This is a genomic window from Blautia acetica (genome assembly GCF_038739805.1).
Lineage (GTDB): Bacteria > Bacillota > Clostridia > Lachnospirales > Lachnospiraceae > Blautia.
Window position 1 is genome coordinate 69040 of the sequence record NZ_JBBEWO010000006.1, and the last position, 19781, is coordinate 88820.

Annotated in this window: 16 protein-coding genes; 14 read left to right on the plus strand and 2 right to left on the minus strand. The window is 44.3% G+C overall.

Annotated features, from left to right (window positions below):
• Positions 1–120: 120 nt before the first annotated feature.
• The 9 genes from WBS51_RS05920 (at position 121) to WBS51_RS05960 (ending at position 12657) form a co-directional block, all read left to right on the plus strand.
• On the plus strand, positions 121–735 hold the full coding sequence (locus tag WBS51_RS05920; RefSeq protein ID WP_294459407.1) for an anthranilate synthase component II: 615 nt from the start codon (positions 121–123) through the stop codon (positions 733–735).
• Positions 716–2074, plus strand: coding sequence for an aminodeoxychorismate synthase component I (pabB, locus tag WBS51_RS05925; protein WP_294459406.1), 1359 nt, complete (start codon positions 716–718; stop codon positions 2072–2074). Before WBS51_RS05920 ends, pabB begins: the two co-directional genes overlap by 20 nt.
• Positions 2075–2806, plus strand: a complete 732-nt coding sequence (locus WBS51_RS05930) for an aminotransferase class IV (RefSeq protein ID WP_173749025.1) — start codon at positions 2075–2077, stop codon at positions 2804–2806.
• A 78-nt stretch (positions 2807–2884) separates the two neighbouring features.
• Positions 2885–5476, plus strand: a complete 2592-nt coding sequence (locus WBS51_RS05935; RefSeq protein ID WP_294459404.1) for a cation-translocating P-type ATPase — start codon at positions 2885–2887, stop codon at positions 5474–5476.
• A gap of 190 nt (positions 5477–5666) precedes the next feature.
• Positions 5667–6959: an aminotransferase class I/II-fold pyridoxal phosphate-dependent enzyme gene (locus WBS51_RS05940; protein ID WP_173749027.1), complete on the plus strand. Its 1293-nt coding sequence runs from the start codon at positions 5667–5669 to the stop codon at positions 6957–6959.
• A 199-nt stretch (positions 6960–7158) separates the two neighbouring features.
• A complete protein-coding gene (locus WBS51_RS05945) occupies positions 7159–8562 on the plus strand; it encodes a L,D-transpeptidase family protein (RefSeq protein WP_173749028.1) in 1404 nt (467 codons plus the stop codon).
• A gap of 46 nt (positions 8563–8608) precedes the next feature.
• Positions 8609–9637, plus strand: coding sequence for a D-alanine--D-alanine ligase family protein (locus WBS51_RS05950; RefSeq protein ID WP_294459402.1), 1029 nt, complete (start codon positions 8609–8611; stop codon positions 9635–9637).
• Between the two features lie 13 nt (positions 9638–9650).
• Positions 9651–11027, plus strand: coding sequence for a UDP-N-acetylmuramoyl-tripeptide--D-alanyl-D-alanine ligase (locus tag WBS51_RS05955; RefSeq protein WP_294459400.1), 1377 nt, complete (start codon positions 9651–9653; stop codon positions 11025–11027).
• Between the two features lie 229 nt (positions 11028–11256).
• Positions 11257–12657 (plus strand): alanine/glycine:cation symporter family protein, encoded by a 1401-nt coding sequence (locus tag WBS51_RS05960; protein ID WP_291682400.1) that lies wholly within the window; start codon positions 11257–11259, stop codon positions 12655–12657.
• Between the two features lie 93 nt (positions 12658–12750).
• On the opposite strand, the gene WBS51_RS05965 is transcribed toward WBS51_RS05960, so the two are convergent.
• Entirely contained in the window at positions 12751–13494 is a 744-nt protein-coding gene (locus WBS51_RS05965; RefSeq protein ID WP_291682402.1) for a lysophospholipid acyltransferase family protein, read from the minus strand.
• 192 nt (positions 13495–13686) lie between these two features.
• Here WBS51_RS05965 and WBS51_RS05970 point away from each other — a divergent pair, with 192 nt between their 5' ends.
• Both WBS51_RS05970 and WBS51_RS05975 read left to right on the plus strand, forming a co-directional pair.
• Positions 13687–14097, plus strand: coding sequence for a protease complex subunit PrcB family protein (locus WBS51_RS05970; RefSeq protein ID WP_173749033.1), 411 nt, complete (start codon positions 13687–13689; stop codon positions 14095–14097).
• A 42-nt stretch (positions 14098–14139) separates the two neighbouring features.
• A complete protein-coding gene (locus WBS51_RS05975) occupies positions 14140–15672 on the plus strand; it encodes a DUF3794 and LysM peptidoglycan-binding domain-containing protein (protein WP_294459390.1) in 1533 nt (510 codons plus the stop codon).
• Between the two features lie 52 nt (positions 15673–15724).
• Here the strand turns inward: WBS51_RS05975 and WBS51_RS05980 are convergent, their stop codons facing one another.
• Entirely contained in the window at positions 15725–16219 is a 495-nt protein-coding gene (locus tag WBS51_RS05980; RefSeq protein WP_294459388.1) for a hypothetical protein, read from the minus strand.
• Between the two features lie 549 nt (positions 16220–16768).
• Between WBS51_RS05980 and WBS51_RS05985 the strand changes: the two genes are divergently transcribed.
• The 3 genes from WBS51_RS05985 (at position 16769) to WBS51_RS05995 (ending at position 19659) form a co-directional block, all read left to right on the plus strand.
• Positions 16769–17731: a sensor histidine kinase gene (locus WBS51_RS05985; RefSeq protein ID WP_302702767.1), complete on the plus strand. Its 963-nt coding sequence runs from the start codon at positions 16769–16771 to the stop codon at positions 17729–17731.
• Positions 17728–18462, plus strand: a complete 735-nt coding sequence (locus WBS51_RS05990) for a LytR/AlgR family response regulator transcription factor (protein ID WP_173749037.1) — start codon at positions 17728–17730, stop codon at positions 18460–18462. Before WBS51_RS05985 ends, WBS51_RS05990 begins: the two co-directional genes overlap by 4 nt.
• Before the next feature lie 276 nt (positions 18463–18738).
• Complete coding sequence (locus WBS51_RS05995; protein WP_173749038.1) at positions 18739–19659, plus strand: RpnC/YadD family protein; 921 nt, start codon at positions 18739–18741, stop codon at positions 19657–19659.
• Positions 19660–19781 lie beyond the last annotated feature (122 nt).

A 19781-nucleotide genomic window follows, 5' to 3' on the forward strand; every position in this document is an offset into this window, starting at 1 on the left:
CGAAAATATCAGGTGTGCCCGATGATCGGAAGACTGCCGGAAAAGGTTCTTGAAGAAAGAGCCTTCTCGGCAGTCTTTTTCTGTTTTTAAGAAGGGGCTGCCAGGGAAATGGAGCACAGTATGTATTTAATGGTTGATAATTACGATTCTTTTGTGTATAACCTTGCCTGTTATCTGGAAGAATGTGGAGAACGGGTAGAATTGGTGCGAAATGATAAGATTTCAGCAAAAGAGATAGAAGGTATGCTGAAAACCGGGGCTTTGGAAGGGGTGGTAATTTCTCCCGGTCCCAAAAGTCCAAAGGATTGTGGAAACTGTAAGGAAATTGTGGAAAAGCTGGCTGGAAAAGTCCCCATTCTGGGGATATGTCTGGGGCACCAGATTATCGGTCATGTATTTGGGGCAGAAGTGGAGAAAGGGGAAAGGCCCATGCATGGAAAAGTCAGCACGATTGAGACGAACCAGAAAGGCTTGTTTGGGGGGCTTCCAAAGACCTATGAAGTCACCCGGTATCATTCTCTGGTAGTCAGCAGTGAAAACTTTCCGGCTGCTTTAGAGGTGGATGCCCACACAGAGGACGGGGTGATTATGGGACTGCATCACCGGGAATTTCCAATCTACGGCGTGCAGTTTCATCCGGAAGCCGTATTAACCCAATACGGTCATGAATTGTTGGAGAATTTTGTAAAAATAAGTAAGGAGTGGTGGGGAGCGCATGAAAACAAAGGTTTATAAGCTGAATTTTTACCGGAAGGCAGAGGATATTTTTGAGTGTTACAAGGAAGAAAATATGGCGATTTTTCTGGATTCTTCCCTGGAAAACCAACTGGGGCAGTATTCCGTTATCGGTCTGAATCCGTATCTGATTTTAAAAGAAGAAGACGGCATTTTTTATGAAAACGGGAAGCCTCAGAAGGGTACACTGGAGACTGCTTTAAAGGGATATCTGGAAAAATACCGGGAGGAAAATTCCACACATCTGCCGCTGATTTCCGGGGCATTGGGGTATTTTTCCTATGATTACGGCAGGAAATTTGAGCAGATAGAAAGCCGCCACGAAAAGAAGCTGGATATCCCGGAGGCTTTGTTTGTGTTCTATGACTTCCTTATTATAGAGGACAAGCAGGAGAAAACTTTGTATCTCACGGCCAGAGGCGAGACAGAAGATGCAGATCAGGGCATTTGCCGTCTGGAGGCGGAAATACGAAGTTGTACTCCCGCCGTGAAACCGGCAAAACACAGTCAGCTTGCTGCCTTTTCTCCGAACTTTACAAAAGAAGACTATAAGCAGGCCATTGACCGAATGATTTCCTATATCATAGAGGGAGACATTTACATTGCCAATATGACCCAGCAGCTGACGGTGGACAGTCAAAAAGAGCCTTACGAAGTGTACCGCTATCTGCGGACGCACAATCCCGCACCCTTTGGGGGATTTTTTCAATGCGGGGATTTCCAGGTGGTCAGCGCTTCGCCGGAGCGGTTCATGCAGGTGAAAGACGGACAAATCGAAACACGTCCCATTAAGGGAACCAGAAAGCGGGGAGAGACGCCCCGGGAAGATGCCAGTCTGAAAGAAGAACTGAAAAATTCTGCTAAGGACCGCAGCGAACTGCTGATGATTGTGGACTTGGAGAGAAATGATTTGAACCATGTGTGCCAGTCGGGCAGTGTGCAGGTGACGGAACACTTTGCAGTGGAAACTTATGCCACAGTCTTTCATCTGGTTACAACCATTGTGGGAAAATTAAAGGAGGGACTCGGTGCGGCAGATTCTATTCCCGCAGCCTTTCCCGGCGGTTCCATTACCGGAGCGCCCAAAATCCGAGCCATGGAAATTATTGACGAACTGGAGCATGACCGACGCAACCTTTACACCGGTTCTATGGGATATTTTTCTTTTGACGGAAACTGCGATTTGAATATTGTCATCCGCACAGCTATTCATAAGGACAACCGATATTATCTGGGAGTGGGAGGCGGTATTACCTGCGAATCGGATTTGGAATTTGAATACGAAGAAACTTTGCAGAAAGCAAGGGCAGTATTGGAAGCACTTTGGGAGGAAGCATAGATGTTTACAGCAGATGAGGGATATTATTTTGGCCTGGGGGCATTTGAAACCATAGCCGTAGAAGAGGGAAAACCTGTTTTTCTGGAAGAGCATTACCAGCGTCTTTTGCAGGCTTTGCAGTTTTTTGAATTGCAGGTGGATTTTGAAAAAATTCAGCAAAAGGTGCAGGAAGCCCTTGGGGAAGAGCCGGTGAAAATCGGGAGAAAGGTGCTGAAAATCACGGTTTCCCAGAAAAATATAGTAGTGAGCACAAGGGAAAATACTTATAGGGAGGAGGACTACAGGCAGGGATTTACCGCAGCATACGCAAAAATCCGCAGAAATGAAACCTCCCCGCTGACGTATCACAAAACGCTAAATTACGGAGACTGTATTCTGGAAAAACGCAGGGCAAAAGCCCAGGGAATTCAGGAACCTGTCTTTTTGAATACCAGAGGCGAAATCGCAGAGGGGGCTGTCTCCAATGTGTTTTTCGTCAAAGACGGACAAATCATGGCGCCGCCCCTGTCCTGTGGTATGCTGCCGGGGATTCTGCGGCAGTATTTGTATCAGAACTACGAAATCCATGAGCGGATAATTTTGCCCGGGCAGGTGCCGGAGTTTCAGGAAATGTTTGTGACGAACTCTTTGCTTGGAATTATGCCCGTGAGACAGATGGAGGATTTTGTATTTCCAAGTATGGAGACGGGGCGGAGGTTGAGGGAAGAGTACCGCAGCCGCTATGTTCTCTAGGAACTGGGAAACCATGTATATCCCACATACCCCCTGCATACATTGAGTTAGAGATTTTGTCCTTGCAGGAGGTACGGCATGTACGAAACTTTAACGCCCAAAGAACTGTGCAAAGCCCTGCACACAGATGAAAAAAACGGTTTGTCCGGAGCGGAAGCAGAGAAGCGCCTCCAGCGGGATGGCCAAAATGTGCTGAAAAAAGCCAAAGAGCAGACCGTATGGGATATGATACAGGAACAGATAAACGACCCCATGATTTTCATTCTCTTCATTGCTGCTTCCATTTCCATACTGCTGCGGGAATTCAGCGATACGGGAATTATCCTGGCAGTCATTGCCTTAAATACCACGGTAGGAGTCATACAGGAAGGGAAAGCCAGGAAAGCCATGGAGGCGCTGAAAAAGATGACAGCGCCCTCTGCCATTGTCAAAAGAGACGGCGTGTATCAGAAAATTCCTGCCGCCCGGCTGGTAAAAGGAGACGTGGTACAGCTAAAAGCCGGAAATCAGGTGCCCGCAGACCTTCGCCTTTTGCAGGTACAAGGGCTCTCCGTGAATGAATCTGCCCTTACAGGAGAATCCCTGCCGGTTGCAAAGACAGCGGCAGCCATGAGACCGGACCTTCCGGCTGCAGAGAAGCGAAACATGGTTTATATGTCCTGTGAAATTATGAAAGGCAGTGGAGAAGGCATTGTGACGGCCACGGGCATGGACACGGAACTGGGCAAAATTGCGGGTATGATTAACGAGGTTACCGGAGAACTGACGCCGCTGCAGAAACGACTGGGTGACCTGGGGAAACTGCTGAGCATTGTGGCAGTGGTTCTGTGTGCGGCGCTGTTTCTTTTGGGGCTGGTGCAGCACAGAAATCTCCTGCAAATGCTTCTCCTTGCCATTTCCCTTGCTGTGGCGGCCATTCCTGAAGGTCTGCCTGCGGTGGTTACCATTGTTCTGGCGCTGGGAGTGGCCCGCATGGTAAAGGTGAATACCATTATCCGCAAGCTGCCCGCAGTGGAAACATTGGGTTCCGTAGGTGTGGTGTGTTCAGATAAAACAGGAACCCTGACGGAAAATAAGATGAAAGTTACGGCTCTTTATGCCAATGATATCATTCTGCCTTTGTCCAGAGTGCGGAAACGGGAATTTCCCAGACTGTTGGAAGGCTTTCTTCTATGTAATAACAGTATGCTGGGAGAACAGGAAATCGGTGATGCCACAGAACTGGCGCTTCTGCATATGGGGAAAGAACTGGGCTATGACCGGGAACGCCTTTTGCAGCAATATCCCCGAACTTTTGAAATCCCTTTTGATTCCGAAAAAAAATATATGGCAAGCGTACACAGAACGGGCGGCTATGAAACGGTTTATGTCAAAGGCGCCTGCGACTATATTCTGGAGAAATGCGCCTTTGTGGAACTGCGAGATGGGACAGAGCCAATGACCCAGGCAAGAAGAATGAAAATCCGTATGGCAATGGAAAGTATGGCAAGAGACGGACTTCGGGTGCTGGCTCTGGCCTATCGTGAACGGGTTTTGGAAAAGACAGAAAAAGGACTTACCGGAAATCTGATTTTTGCAGGAATGGCAGGTATGATTGACCCGCCCAGAAAGGAAACGGCCCAGTCCGTGAAGACGTTGAAGCAGGCAGGAGTACAGGTCGCCATGATTACCGGAGATTACAAGGACACAGCCTTTGCCATAGCCCGGAAGACGGGAATCGCCCAATCTATGGACCAGTGCATTACGGGACAGGAACTGGATGAAATGACCGAAGAGGAATTTGCCGCAAAAATGAAAAATATCCGTGTCTTTGCCAGAGTAACCCCTGCCCATAAGGTAAAAATTGTACAGAGATTCCGAAGAGGAGGAGAAATCGTAGCCATGACCGGGGATGGCGTCAATGATGCGCCTTCTCTCCAGGCGGCGGATATCGGGATTGCCATGGGAAAAAGCGGCACGGACGTGGCAAAAAACGCCGCAGACATGATACTGACGGACGACAATTTTTCTACCATAGAAAAGGCCATGGAAGAGGGACGGAGCATTTATGTAAACATTAAAAAATCCATTCTCTTTCTGCTGTCCTCCAATTTTGGGGAAATTATTACCATGTTTGCCGCAGTTTGCCTGGGACTGCCTACGCCCCTGAAAGCCTGCCACATTCTCTGGGTCAATCTGATTACAGATTCGCTCCCGGCCCTGGCTCTTGGCGTGGACAAAAACGATGCCAAAGCCCTGATGGAAGAAAGTCCCCGAAATCCCCAGGAAGGGCTTTTTGCTCATGGCGGCTGGCTGTTTACTGTGTTTTACGGATTTCTCATAGCGGGCATTACCCTGTATGCCTTTTACAAAGGAGGGCAGACCTATGCCTTTACTGTGCTTGGAGTTTCCCAGCTTTTCCATGCCATTGGCATGAGAGATAAGAATAAATCCATTTTTTCCATGAATCATCTGGAAAATCCCTTTATGATTCTTGCATTCTGCCTGGGGCTGGCGCTCCAGCTTATGGTGACGGAAATTCCCTGCTTCGTGCAGGCCTTTGGAACCGTGCGCCTGTCCTGGGGGCAGTGGCAATTTCTTCTGGGACTCTCCGCAGTACCGCTTCTGATGCATGAACTTCTGCTGATTCCCGGGAAATGCCTTTCGGGGCGAAAAGCGGGCAAGGACTGAAAAACGTTGCTAATACTTTATTATCCTAAATAAAATGCAGGCGTAAGTACAAAAAATTGCATATATAAAAAGTTGGCAAGGCATTTATTGGGTGGAATACGACAAAAATGCAGGAAGTGCTTGACACAAAGTCATATATTGGCATACAATAGGAAGCAACGAATGAAAATAAAATGCCGGGAGGAGAGCCATGACATCTTACAGAGAACTTAGTCAGGAACAGTTGCAGGCCATGAAAGCCGATTTAGAAATGCAGTTTGAAGAAGTGAAAGCAAAAGGATTAAACCTTGATATGTCCAGAGGAAAACCGTCCAAGCAGCAGTTAGAGCTTGCCATGGATATGCTGGAAGAACTGAAAAGCACCGATAAGCTGAAATGCGAAGCAGGAATTGACTGCCGTAACTACGGACTTTTGGACGGAATACCGGAAGCAAGACGCCTGTTAGGTGAAATGACAGAAGTACCCCCCGAAAACATTATTATTTTCGGAAATTCCAGTCTGAACGTGATGTTTGACACCATTTCCCGCTCCATGACTCATGGTGTATGCGGAAGCACTCCTTGGTGCAAGCTGGATAAGGTGAAATTTCTCTGTCCGGTCCCTGGATATGACCGTCACTTCCGTATTACGGAATACTTTGGAATTGAAATGATTAACGTGCCTATGACACCGGAAGGTCCGGATATGGATATGGTAGAAGAACTGGTAAGCACAGACCCGGCTATTAAGGGAATCTGGTGTGTGCCGAAATATTCCAATCCGCAGGGATATACCTATTCCACAGACACAGTGAAGCGGTTTGCAAGGCTGAAACCGGCAGCAGAAGACTTCCGTATCTTCTGGGATAATGCATACTGTATTCACCATTTATATGACGACAAACAGGACTTCCTTCTGGAACTTCTGTATGAATGTGAAAAAGCAGGAAATCCGGATATGGTTTACAAATTTGTTTCCACATCCAAAGTCAGCTTCCCGGGTTCCGGTATTGCGGCGGTAGCTGCTTCTCAGAGAAACCTGGATGATTTCCGGAAACATATGTCTGTGCAGACCATTGGACACGACAAGATTAACCAGCTTCGTCATGTGCGCTTTTTCGGCGGCATTGTAGGTATGCACAAGCACATGAAAAAACATGCGGAAATTCTCCGTCCTAAATTTGAAATCGTAGAGCATACACTGGAGAAAGAACTGCAGGGAGCAGAAATCGGTACCTGGACCGCTCCGAGAGGCGGATATTTTATCTCCTTTGAGTCCATGGACGGCTGTGCGAAGAAGATTATTGCAAAGGCAGCGGAAGCAGGCGTGAAGATGACAGACGCAGGAGCTACGTATCCGTACGGAAACGACCCTCATGACAGCAATATTCGTATTGCGCCAAGTTTCCCGACTGTGGAAGAGTTGAAGCTGGCTACAGAAATTTTTGTGCTCAGCGTGAAACTGGTGAGCATTGAGAAGATTTTAGAAGAGATGGCGGCATAAAGAGAAGAGAGCAGCAGAGAAGAACCCCCCGTGAGTTTGTACCTCATGGGGGCTTTTCCTTAACTCCAATGTATTGCACAGTCCACCAGATGATAAGTAATAATAAGACCAATCAGGAATTTCAGCACTCTTCATATTGGTATATCCGGAAAAATGTGTTATACTGAAACGCACAGAAAGAAATAAGGGGTAGATAAATATGGCAAAAAAGAAAACAAAGAAACGCAACTATAAAAAAGCCAAGAAAATCGTGCTGGGTATTCTGATTGCCTATATTGTAGTGCTGGCAGTTGTTTACGCAGGCGGAGTGTTCTATTATTCCGGGCACTTTTATCCCGGCTCTAAGATTAACGGGCTAGACAGCGCCGGAAAGACTGTAGAAGAGGTGGAACGTGATATAGAAGGCCAGATTGCCTCCTATGAATTGGTAATTCAGGAGCGGGAGGACAAGACGGAAAGTATTACAGCATCCCAAATCCGGATGAAATACGAAAATGACGGCACTGTGAAAAAATTGAAAAAGCAGCAGAATCCATTTACCTGGTTTTTGTCCTTTGCACATCAAAAGGATTATACCATGTCAGCAGCAACTTCTTACAGTGAAGAGGCGCTGAACCAGGCTGTAGAAGCTCTGGATTGCATGCAGGACGCCAATATGGTGAAGCCTGTGGACGCACATCTGGAAGTTACGGAAAACGGCTATGAAATCATTCCGGAAACCCAGGGTACAGAACTTGACAAGGATAAGGTGAAGGAAGCTGTCAAAAATGCCATTGAAAGCGGCGCACAGGAGGTTAATCTGGACGAAGCAGGCTGCTATACAAGCCCTTCTGTTCTAAGTACAGATGAAAACCTGGCAAAAGAGAGAAACCAGGGAAATGCATTCCTGAATGTAACGGTGACTGTGGATTTTGCAGACCGTCAGGAAGTTATCAATAAAGATGTAATGAAAGACTGGCTCACAACAGATGACAGCGGAAATGTAACATTAGATGAAGCCAAGGTGAAGGAATATGTGCAGCAGTTGAAATATAAGTACGATACCTTCGGAAGTTCCCGTCAGTTTAAGACAGCTACGGGAGAGACCATTACCGTATCGGGAGGGGATTACGGCTGGCTTATTGCACCTAATGACACTACTGCGAAAATTATCGAAGCAATCAAAAGCGGACAGTCCCAGACCATTGAGCCGGAATACACTTATACCGGCTACCACAGAGAGACAGATGAAATCGGCAATACCTATGTAGAAATCAGTCTCTCCAAGCAGCATATGTGGTTCTTTAAGGACGGACAGCTTCTGGTAGATACCGATGTGGTAACCGGAAATCACAACAAGGGATGGGATACCCATACCGGTGTATACGCCATTATGTACAAAGAGCGTGACGCAACTCTGGTAGGAGAAGACTACAGTTCTCCGGTAAAATACTGGATGCCGTTCTATGCCAATACGGGTATTCATGACGCAAGCTGGAGAAGCAGCTTCGGCGGTTCGGAGTATCTGAACAATGGTTCCCACGGTTGTGTGAATACACCGCCTGCCAATGCAGAAAAGATTTTCAATAACATTGAAAAAGGGGTTCCCGTAGTGGTATATTGAGATAGTATGCAAGCATAAGAAAAATCCAATCAAAGGAGTTTGAGATATGAAGATAGTAGTTTTAGCAGGAGGAAACAGTACAGAGAGAGAGGTTTCCATTGCATCGGGACAGGGAATCTGCAAAGCCTTGAGAGAGAGAAATCACCGTGCCATTATGATTGACCCGTATTTCGGCAGAGAGACGCTGGAGGAAGATTTATTTCCGGCAGAATATGACATAGAAAAAGAAGCAGAGCAAATGCGCAGAAACAGCGCCGGACTGGAAGCAACCATGAAATCCCGCAGAGGCTTTTTTGGCCCCAATGTACTGTCGGTATGTGAAAAAGCAGACATTGTATTTCTGGCTCTTCATGGTTCCAACGGAGAGGATGGAAAGGTGCAGTCTGTGTTGGACTTAATGGGTATTAAATACACAGGCTCGAATCCTTTAAGCAGCGGCATGGCCATGGACAAAGGCATTACGAAAATGGTATTTGAAGCCAAAGGTGTTCCTACACCAAAGGGAATCACTCTGGAAAAGGGAGACAACAGCCGTCTTACTGACTACGGCATGGAGTTTCCGGTGGTTGTGAAACCGTGCTGCGGTGGTTCCAGTGTAGGCGTATTTATTGTAAAGAATGAATCAGAGTATGCCCAGGCTCTTTTAGAAGCTTTTTCCTATGAGGATAAGGTGGTTGTAGAGCAGTATATTACAGGAAGAGAATTTTCTGTGGCCGTTGTGGACGGCAAGGCCTATCCGGTTATCGAAATCGCACCTCTGCAGGGCTTTTACGATTATAAAAATAAATATCAGGCAGGCTCCTGCGTGGAAACCTGTCCGGCGGAAATTTCTGCGTCACTGACAAAGGAAATGCAGCGTTATGCGGAACAGGGCTATGAAGCACTGAAACTGCAGGCCTACGCCAGACTGGACTTTATTATGGACGAAGAGGGAAATATGTACTGTCTGGAAGCGAATACTCTGCCGGGGATGACACCTACCAGCCTGATTCCTCAGGAAGCGAAAGTCATTGGAATGAATTATCCTCAGTTGTGCGAAAAACTCATTGAGGTTTCTCTGAAAAAATATCAGTAAGGGGGCATAAGCCATGAAAAATCTCACGTTAGAGCACATCGCAGAAGCCTGCGGCGGCATTTACCGGGGAACAGAGGAGCAGAAAAAAGAGGAAGTTACCTGTATCTTTACGGACAGCAGAAAAGCAGAAAAGGGCGGTCTTTTCGTACCCATTAAAGGAGCCAGAGCGGACGGACACGCTTTCATTGAGCAGGTCATGAAGCAGGGAGCCCTGGCCACATTGTCAGAAAAGGATTTGGGAGAGCAGCCCTATCCCTATATTCAGGTGAAGTCTTCCCTTACCGCAGTGAAAGACATTGCAGAATATTATCTGAAACAGCTTTCCATCCCCGTTGTGGGAATTACGGGAAGCGTGGGAAAGACCAGCACAAAGGAAATGATTGCAGCCGTTCTTTCTCAGAAATACAATACACTGAAGACCCAGGGGAATTTTAACAATGAGCTGGGACTTCCACTGACGGTATTCCGACTGCGGGATGAGCATGAAATGGCAGTGCTGGAAATGGGTATCAGCGATTTTGGAGAAATGCACCGGCTGGCGAAGATTGCCAGACCGGATACTTGCGTGATTACCAACATTGGTCTGTGTCATCTGGAATTTCTCAAATCCAGAGACGGTATTTTAAAGGCCAAGACGGAAATTTTTGATTATCTGCGGGAAGACGGTCACATTCTTTTAAACGGAGATGACGATAAACTGGTAACCGTACAGGAAGTAAAAGGGATTCAGCCGGTATTTTTCGGGATTGAGAACCACCAGGGTATCTGGGCAGATGAAATCAAGCCGGAAGGTTTGAAGGGCATTTCCTGCCGGATTCATGCAGGTGAGGACAGTTTTGCCGTGCTCATTCCGATTCCCGGTCATCATATGGTTTACAATGCCCTTGCAGGAACAGCCGTGGGTCTGACCTATGGTTTAACCTTGGAGGAAATCAAGGCAGGAATTGAAAGTCTGCAGCCGGTCAGCGGAAGATTTCACATTATGGAAACCGACCGTTATACAGTGATAGACGACTGTTATAATGCAAATCCGGTTTCCATGCGGGCGTCTCTGGATGTACTGGCAGACGCTTTGGGCAGGAAAGTGGCGCTGCTGGGCGACATGGGAGAACTGGGGGCTGATGAAGTGGAAATGCACCGGGAGGTAGGCGAATACGCGGTGTCCAAAGACATTGATGTGCTGCTTTGCGTAGGTGATTTGTCTGCCCATATGGCCAATGCGGCGAAGGCGAAAGCGCCGGATAAAGAAGTGCTGCACTTTGCAGATAAAGAAGCCTTGCTGGCGCAGCTTTTCCAGATTCTCAAAAAGGGAGATACCATTCTGGTAAAGGCATCTCATTTTATGGAATTCGGTAAGCTGGTGGAAGCGCTGTCAGAGAAAACGGTTTGAAAATCTCCCTGATACAAAGTTGGATAGAAGAATTTACAAGAAGAATATTTATGTCTTTTCCATGCAGTGGTATGTTGGAGGCATAGATATTCTTTTTTTATAAAAATACATTGCGTTATGATAAATACTTTGTAATTCTTGCGAAATGCTTTGTTTTCTGTTATAATTTCAGGAGCGTGCATGGCTGTATGGCTATGGAAGATACTATAATATAAGGAGGACATGATATATGCTGAATGATATTTTAAGTGCAGTAAATGACTTTATGTATACCTATCTGTTATTGTTTCTGTTGGTAGGAACGGGCATTTACTTTACGGTTCGTACACGTTTTGTACAGGTAAGGCTTCTGAAGGAGTCCTTTCGTGTATTGAAGGAAAAGGCAGGAGAAGAAAATGGGAAGAAACAGGTTTCTTCTTTTCAGGCTCTGATGATTTCCACAGCTTCCCGGGTGGGAACGGGAAATATTGCCGGAATTGCTACTGCTATAGCAGCGGGAGGCGCAGGTGCAGTGTTCTGGATGTGGCTTATGGCTGTAATCGGAGGCGCGTCTGCATTTGTTGAAAGTACCCTGGCACAGGTTTATAAGGTGAAGGATAAGGATGAATTTCGAGGGGGTCCTTCTTACTACATGGAAAAGGCTCTGGGAAAACGGTGGGTTGGCATTCTGTTTTCCATCTTGTTGATTATCTGTTTTGCCTATGGATTTAATGGGCTGCAGTCCTTTAACATGTCATCCTCTCTGGAATATTACATTCCGGGATACAGCGATACCATTTATCCAATGATAGTAGGACTCGTTCTTGCAGCAGGTACAGCTTTTGTTATTTTCGGAGGCGTACACAGAATCGGCTTTATTACATCTGTGCTTGTGCCTATTATGGCAGGTACTTATCTGCTTATCGGACTTGTTACGATTTTAATGAATCTTACGGAACTGCCTCATGTGTTTTCCATGATTCTGTCTCAGGCCTTTGATTTGCAGGCTTTTGCAGGAGGAATGGCCGGAAGCGCAGTGGTTATCGGTATTAAGAGAGGTCTTTTTTCTAATGAAGCGGGTATGGGAAGTGCGCCCAATGCTTCTGCGAGCGCGTCTGTCAGCCATCCGGCGAAACAGGGAATGGTGCAGGTTCTGTCTGTTTTCATTGACACGCTGCTGATTTGCTCTGCTACGGCTATGATGGTGCTTCTTTCAGGTGTGCAGGGAGAACCTGGTGTATTGGATGGCATTCCTTTTGTACAGAAAGCCATTTCTGCAAATGTGGGAACCTGGGGCATTCATTTTATTACACTTTCTATTTTTGCCTTTGCCTTCAGCAGTTTGATTGGAAATTATTACTATGCAGAGTCCAATATTCTGTTTATTAAGAACAATAAGACTTTGCTTCTGATTTTCAGAATTAGCTGTCTGGTGGCAGTATTTCTGGGAGCCCAGGCAGATTTCTCCATGATGTGGAATATTGCGGATATTACTATGGGCTGCATGGCTACTGTGAATATTCTGGTAATACTGATTCTGGGAAATACGGCTGTGAAGGTATTAAAGGACTACGAGAAACAGAGAAAAGAAGGAAAAGAGCCTGTATTTAAGGCAAAAGATGTAGGGATTGAGCATACGGACTGCTGGTAAAAACCCTATTTTATAAAGAATGAGCAACTGCCCTGCAGCGGCATATTTTCAGGAAAAGCTTTGTTCTGAAATGTGCTGCTGCAGGGCAGTTTTTTATTCTGTCAAACCACGGTTCTTTTTCAGTGTTTCCAGAATGATATTCTGAGTATATGCACCCAGATGTTTTTTGTCTTCTTTGTCCAACTGGTCCGGATACACAGGCTTGCAGTATTCCACGACGACCTTGCAAGGCTTGATTTTCGGGAAATGGGACTCGAAAATTTCTGCAGAATTGCTAATGGCAATGGGCACAATAGGACAACCTGCTTTGGTGGCAATTTTGAAACTTCCGTCATGAAAAGGCAGCAGTTCCAGTTCATCCTTTCCTTTGTTGCGGGTTCCTTCCGGGAAAATGCAGATGGAAATCCCGCTTTTTACTTTCTCAATAGCGGTAAGAATCGTTTTCATTCCGGCTTTAATGTCCTGTCTGTCCAGAAACAGGCAGTGCAGATAACGCATCCAGATAGAAAGCAGAGGGATAGGCTCCATTTCTTTTTTGGCCACATAGCCGGTCAAATCCGGGCAGAGCACATAGGTCAGCAGAATATCAAAGAAACTTCTGTGGTTTCCGATATAGAGTACCGCCTGGTCTTTCGGGATATTTTCGTGTCCGATAACGGTGATGTCAGCGCCGGTTACCTTTAAGATAAAGCGAAATACCGCCTGGATGATGCGCAGGGAACTGATGTCCTTGGCACGTTTGTTAAATTTTCCGATGACCCATTCCACCAGAAGGATAGGAATGGATAAAACCAGGTATCCGATGACACAGATACATACAAGAATAAATCGCAACATGATAAGTACCTTTTCCTTTTTGATAATGTAATGTTAAGAATATTTTGTGAAATACTTTTATTATAATGAATGCGCAAGGGATATGCAAGGGAAAACACCATATGTGGCAGCCTGTATTTGTTTTTTCTGTTATATTTTCTCTCTGCCCCGCATACATTTAGGATAAGGCTAGCAAAGTGAAGGCGGCAAATCATGGGAAAAAGGACAGCAGGGCTTTTGTTACTGGTGCTGTTTTCCTGCTTTTTGTATGGCTGCAGTATTGAAAAAGTAAGGGCAGGGGACGGAATAAAGCCGGAATATACGGTGATGAAAGAGGCGGATTTTCCGGAAAAGGTGAAGGAACTGATTGCCAAGAATCAGGAAACAGAATTTCAGATGACCTATCAGGACGCGGGCTATCTCTATCTGCTGAAGGGATACGGAAAGCAGGAAACCGGTGGATACAGTATACAGATTGAGGATTTGTCTCTCTGGGAAAATGCCATTCACCTGCAGACGGTGCTTATAGGCCCCAAGGACGGGGAAGAACTGAAAGAAGAGCCTTCGTATCCTTGTCTGGTGGTGAAGATGAAATACCGGGAAGAACCGGTCATATTTGAATAGAAAAGGGGTTAAGGTGTGGAACTGATAAAGAAAAAGGTAAGAATGTTGAAAAGAAAATGTGAAGCAGTCAGTCAGATTACGTTTGATGAAGATTTGAATGTGCCGGACGTGAAACCGGACATCGGCAGAATGATTCAAAAAAAGGGTGATATTCAAATCGAGGATATTCAGATTTCAGAGGGAAGAGCATATATTACCGGCGCTTTGGCGGTCTGCCTTTTGTATGTCAGTGACAGCCAGGAACGGAAAATACAAAGCCTTATGGGGACTCTGCGCATAGGAGAGACGTTGAATCTGGAAGGGCTGGAAAATGGAGACAAGGTACAGCTGAAATGGGATATTGAAGATTTGAGCGTGCAGCTGATTCATTCCCGAAAACTGAATATTAAGGCGCTGGTGACATTTACCGCCTATGTGGAAGAAATGCTGGAGACCGCCCTGCCCGTCAGCGTGGAAGATGAGGAAATTTCTAAGAAAAAACAGGAGATTTCCGTTATGGGGGCGGCTGTACATAAAAAAGACACCATGCGGGTAAAAGAAGACATAGCTTTAAGTTCCAACAAGCCGGATATTTATGAACTGCTGTGGAATACGGTAGAAATTCGCGGGCTGGATATTCGGGCAGAAAATGACAAAATCGGAGTGAAGGGTGAACTTTTTGTTTTTGCCCTTTACAGCGGAAATGATGACAACAATTCCCTTCAGTGGCTGGAACATTCGGTGCCCTTTTATGAAGAGGTGGAATGTCCGGGCTGCAGCAGTGACATGATTCCCAACGTGGAAATTGCAGTGCCACAAAGTGATTTAAAGGTGAAACAGGACGAGGACGGAGAAGAACGGATTATCAGCGTGGATACAGTGCTGGAGCTGGAAATGAAGATTTATGAGGAAGAAGAACTGTCTCTGCTTATGGACGTATACACCCCGGTACGGGACTGCCAGGCCATACGGGAAAAGCAGAAGCTGGAAAACCTGCTGGTGAAGAATTTTTCCAAATGTAAAGTTAATGACCGGATAAAGACGGAGAACAGCCAGGGGAAAATTCTGCAAATCTGTCACAGTGACGGCAATGTAAAGGTAGACAGTACCCGGATTGTGGAAAACGGCATAGAGACGGAAGGTGTAGTACGGGTGCGGATTCTGTACATTGTCAGCGATGATGAAATGCCTTTTTATGCCATGGAAACCATGATACCCTTTACTCATGTCATTGAGGCGAAAGGCATCAATGAGCAGTGTGTTTACCATTTGCGGACAGATTTGGAACAGCTTTCCACCACCATGATTGACAGCGACGAAATCGAAGTGAAGATTGTAATGAATCTCAATGCGCTGGTGATGAATCAGATGGAAATGGGGATTATCCGGGAAATTGAAGAGCGGGAGCTGGACCGGGAAAAGCTGAAAAGCATGCCCGGAATCGTGGGGTATCAGGTGCAGCAGGGCGATACCCTGTGGGATATTGCCAAGAAATTTTATACTACCATTGAGAATATTATGGAACTAAACGGGCTGGAGAGTGAGGAAGTGAAACCGGGGGACGGTCTGTTATTGATGAAAAAGGTGGAGAGATAGAGTGCAGGAAGCCGTCGGCTATTGAAGTAGCCGGCGGCTTCCTGCGTCATCTTTAAGGAGACTGGTTTTCGAGAATTTTTTGAAGTTCAAACATGTCGTTTATGTTTAAATAGGTTACCAGTCCATTGGTGTCCAGTTGTGCACTTGCCTCCACTTGCAGTATTTCTACATTTGCATGGATGTCTTTTACCTGTGTTGTCCAACAGAGCTCATAGTAATCGTTCTTATGGTCTATGGACAAATCTTTTATCTGAATAGTTTTGTCATTCAAATAGGCCAATACAGCAATTTGATAGGTACCTGTGGACAAGAAATTTTCCAGTTCTTCTGAGGTCATATGTGTTTCAAAGCGTTCATATACCCAGTCGGGAACGGTTGATGGAATTTCTGTTTGTTCGTACTGTGAATCATCGATATTTTTAAAAGTATTTTCTATGACAGCAGTCAGATGTTTCGTAGAAAGTTCTTCTTTTTCCTTGCTGCAGCCAAACAGAACAGAGGACGTAAGGCAGAAGGAAGCGAGAAAACATAGTTTTGATTTATTCATTTTCAATCCCCCTTGATAGAAATTACGTTTGCCGGATTTCATTGCGATTCTTTTATCTGTTGTTATAATTGTATCATGAAATTTATAAAGGAAATATTTTAGGAATATTTTGCTGAGTTTTCATCGTAATTGTTTTGCACAGGGTATGAATCGTACAGTTTCGTATTCTTATTCGTAAGAGGGGAGAAAAATATGAATTATGTGCAGATGCTTTTTTATTATCTTTTTAGTACGTTAAACTTTTATATTGCCGGTACAGTGACTCAAGACAGAACATTTTCCAAGAGACGTAAGGTCTGTTTTTTCTGTTTTATTTTGATTTTGGTGTTTTTTACTGCCCCGTTTTTGAATCAGATTACAACCGTTTTTGGATTAATCGGTGCTATTTTTTTTATGATTTATAGAACACCCCAGAAGTTATCCAACCTTATTAGTTTTTTTACCGGATACTTGGTATTTGTCTGCATGGATTATTTAGCCGCGTGGGGCTGGCATCTGTTTTTGGGAGTTACATTACAAATGGTCAGGGATAGATACCTGTTTGTGCATATGCTCATATTTTTACCAAGTCTGTTTTTGACAGAAAAAGGAGTGCAATGGCTGCTGCACACGAAATTTCAGATTCAGCGTATTTCCGGTTTCCAACCTTTGTTATGGGGGATATTGGGAAACCTGGCAGTAAATGTGTTGATTTTTGCTGTACTGATTATTTTTGGAGAGCAGGTGGGGTATTCTCCGGAAATCATTACGTTTAACGGTATTCTGTTTCTGGCAGTATTTTTATTGAGCAGTGCACTTCTGACCGGAATTCTGCGGATAGAAAAAAGAGAACGTGAGTTAAATATGCAGCTTACACAGTATGAAAATCTTTCATCCTATACTCATGAGATAGAACAGTTATACCAGAATATGCGTTCCTTTAAGCATGATTATATTGATATGCTTTCTTCCATGAAGTTTTATATTGACGAAAAAAATACAGAACAGCTTTCTCAGTATTTTTATACGAATATTTTGCCAATGGGAAAAGAAATGACCGGGCATGACCAACAGCTGGGAAGATTGGCTTTTTTAAAGAATGATACAGTAAAAAGTTTGATATTTTCAAAGATACTTTTAGCTTCCCAAAAGGGAATTCATGTGGAAGTTGAAATAAGAGAAATGGTAGAGGAATTTCCGGTAAAAGAGATGGATTTACTTCGGGTTTTAGGGATTTTTTTGAATAATGCAATAGAAGCTGCACAGGAAACGGATAAAAAAGAGATTACTATAGCGGTTATTTCAGATTCTGAAAAAATTACAATTTTGCTTCGTAATTCTACAAATCTAATTTCCTTGCCTTTGAGCAGACTTTGTGAACGCGACATTTCGTCGAAGAAAAATCATAGTGGAATCGGATTGTATACGGCAGAAAATATTTTGAATTCATATGAAAATGTTCATTGGAATTTTTCTTGTGAAATGCCATACTTTTTAGTGGAATTGGTACTGTATAAAGGGGGAGAAAAATGATTCAGATTTATGTATGCGAGGATAATCCGCAGCAGTTACGGTATTTTACGGAAATCATTCAGAAGTATCTGCTTATGCATGATTTCAGTCAGAAATTTGTTTTCGGAGCGTTAAATCCGAAGGACTTGTTAGAAGAGTTGGAGAAAAAAATTCCGGAATTCGGATTATATTTTTTGGATATTTGTCTGGAAAATGATATGAATGGGCTGCAGTCGGCTAAGAAAATAAGAGAAAAAGACCCGTTAGGTGAAATTGTATTTGTTACTTCTAAGAGTGAACTATGTATGTTGACTTTTCAGTATCAAGTCAGAGCCTTGGATTTTATTGTGAAAGATGATATGGAATTGCTGCCGGAGAAAATTTTGAAATGTATGAAAAGCGCTGAAAAAGTGTATCGCCAAATTTTGAATAAATCGGCTAAAAGTTTTTCTATTAAGCAGGGAGGAGAACGTATTTTCCTTAACCCAGATGAAATTTTGTACATGGAAACTTCCGGCGACGCTTCGCACAAGATAGCAATTTATACACAGACAAAGGTTTATCATACATATGGGACAATTAAGGAATTTGCAGCAAGTTTTGAGAAATATCCTAATTTTTTCAGATGCCATCAGTCTGTGCTGGTAAATAAAAATTATGTTCAAAGGATAGACCGGGGGCGAAAGCAGATTATTCTTACAAACGGAAGTATTTGTCCGGTGTCGGTGAGATATCTTAGAACTTACAAATGAGCAGCTATCCAATTTGCAGAAAGTGATCCTGTTAACTGCGAAACTTCTTCAAGTAATTTTAAATAAATGGATATAGATTGGTGCATTGTTCCTGCCTGAAATAGCTTGTTTCCCACTTCCTCGTGATTTATAATATAATTAACAAGCAAACACAAACAATTTCGAATGCATACAAGGATGGTGGTAACGCAAAACGGATGTCATTTCACAGAAGATAAAATCAATCAAAGTACATGAGACAACACTACATAAGCAAGCATAAGTGAGGAATGTTTCATGGCCAGTACGAATAATACAATCTTTGATGATGTCTTCCGTACCTTAATAGAAAAGATGCCGGAACTGACGATACCCCTGATTAATGAAATCTTTGGTACCGCTTATCCGGAAGACATCGAAATCATACAGAGGAGAAATGAGCATCAGACGAAACAGGGGGAAATCATCACAGACTCCCACCTTCTGATAGCAGAGAAAATGTACCATTTAGAGTGCCAGAGCACGCAGGACAGCGGTATGGTGGTGCGTATGATAGAATACGATTTTTCTATCAGCCTGGAATCCATGGAAAAAGAGGAAGGGAGATACCGGATGTATTTTCCTCATTCCTGTATCCTGCATCTCCGTGGCAATGAAGAGACAAGGTTTTTGACCATAGAGGTTGTGATGCCGGACAAAAGCACCTGGGAGTACAAAGTCCCCGCAGTGTATGCGGGGCATTATACAAAAGAAGAAATCTTAGGGAAACGACTTTTCTTTCTCCTGCCTTTTTATATCATGCGTTATGAGAAAAAAGACCTCGACGGAGAGCATCAGGAACTGAAAAAAATGCTGGAAGCGTACGCAGAGATAGAAGCGCGCTTGGAAAAAGAATTTCTGGAAGAAGGAAAAGAGAAAGAATATCGTGACCTGATAGAGTTAATCATAAGGATAGCAGAATATATCCTGAAGGACAGGGAAAAAGCCAGGAAAGGATTTGGTAAAGTGATGGGCGGAAAAGTGTTGGAATTAGAGTCAGATAAGCTGATTCAAAAAGGGCTTGAGCAAGGCCGTACGCAGGGGTTGGAACAAGGTATAAAGAGCAGCGTATGGAAACTGCTGAAAAATGGGCTGTCTGTAGAAGAAACAGCAAAGCTGCTGGAATTGCCAAAAGAGCGGGTGTGTAAGATTCAGGAAGAAATGAACAATCCTGAATAGAAACTGCCATAACATAACGAGTTAAAAATGAAATCTCGCCACTACGGAAACAAATGGTGGTGAGATTTTTTATGCTATCTTCCGTACTCTCTGCATTATTTCCCCATTACCAGTTGAAAATT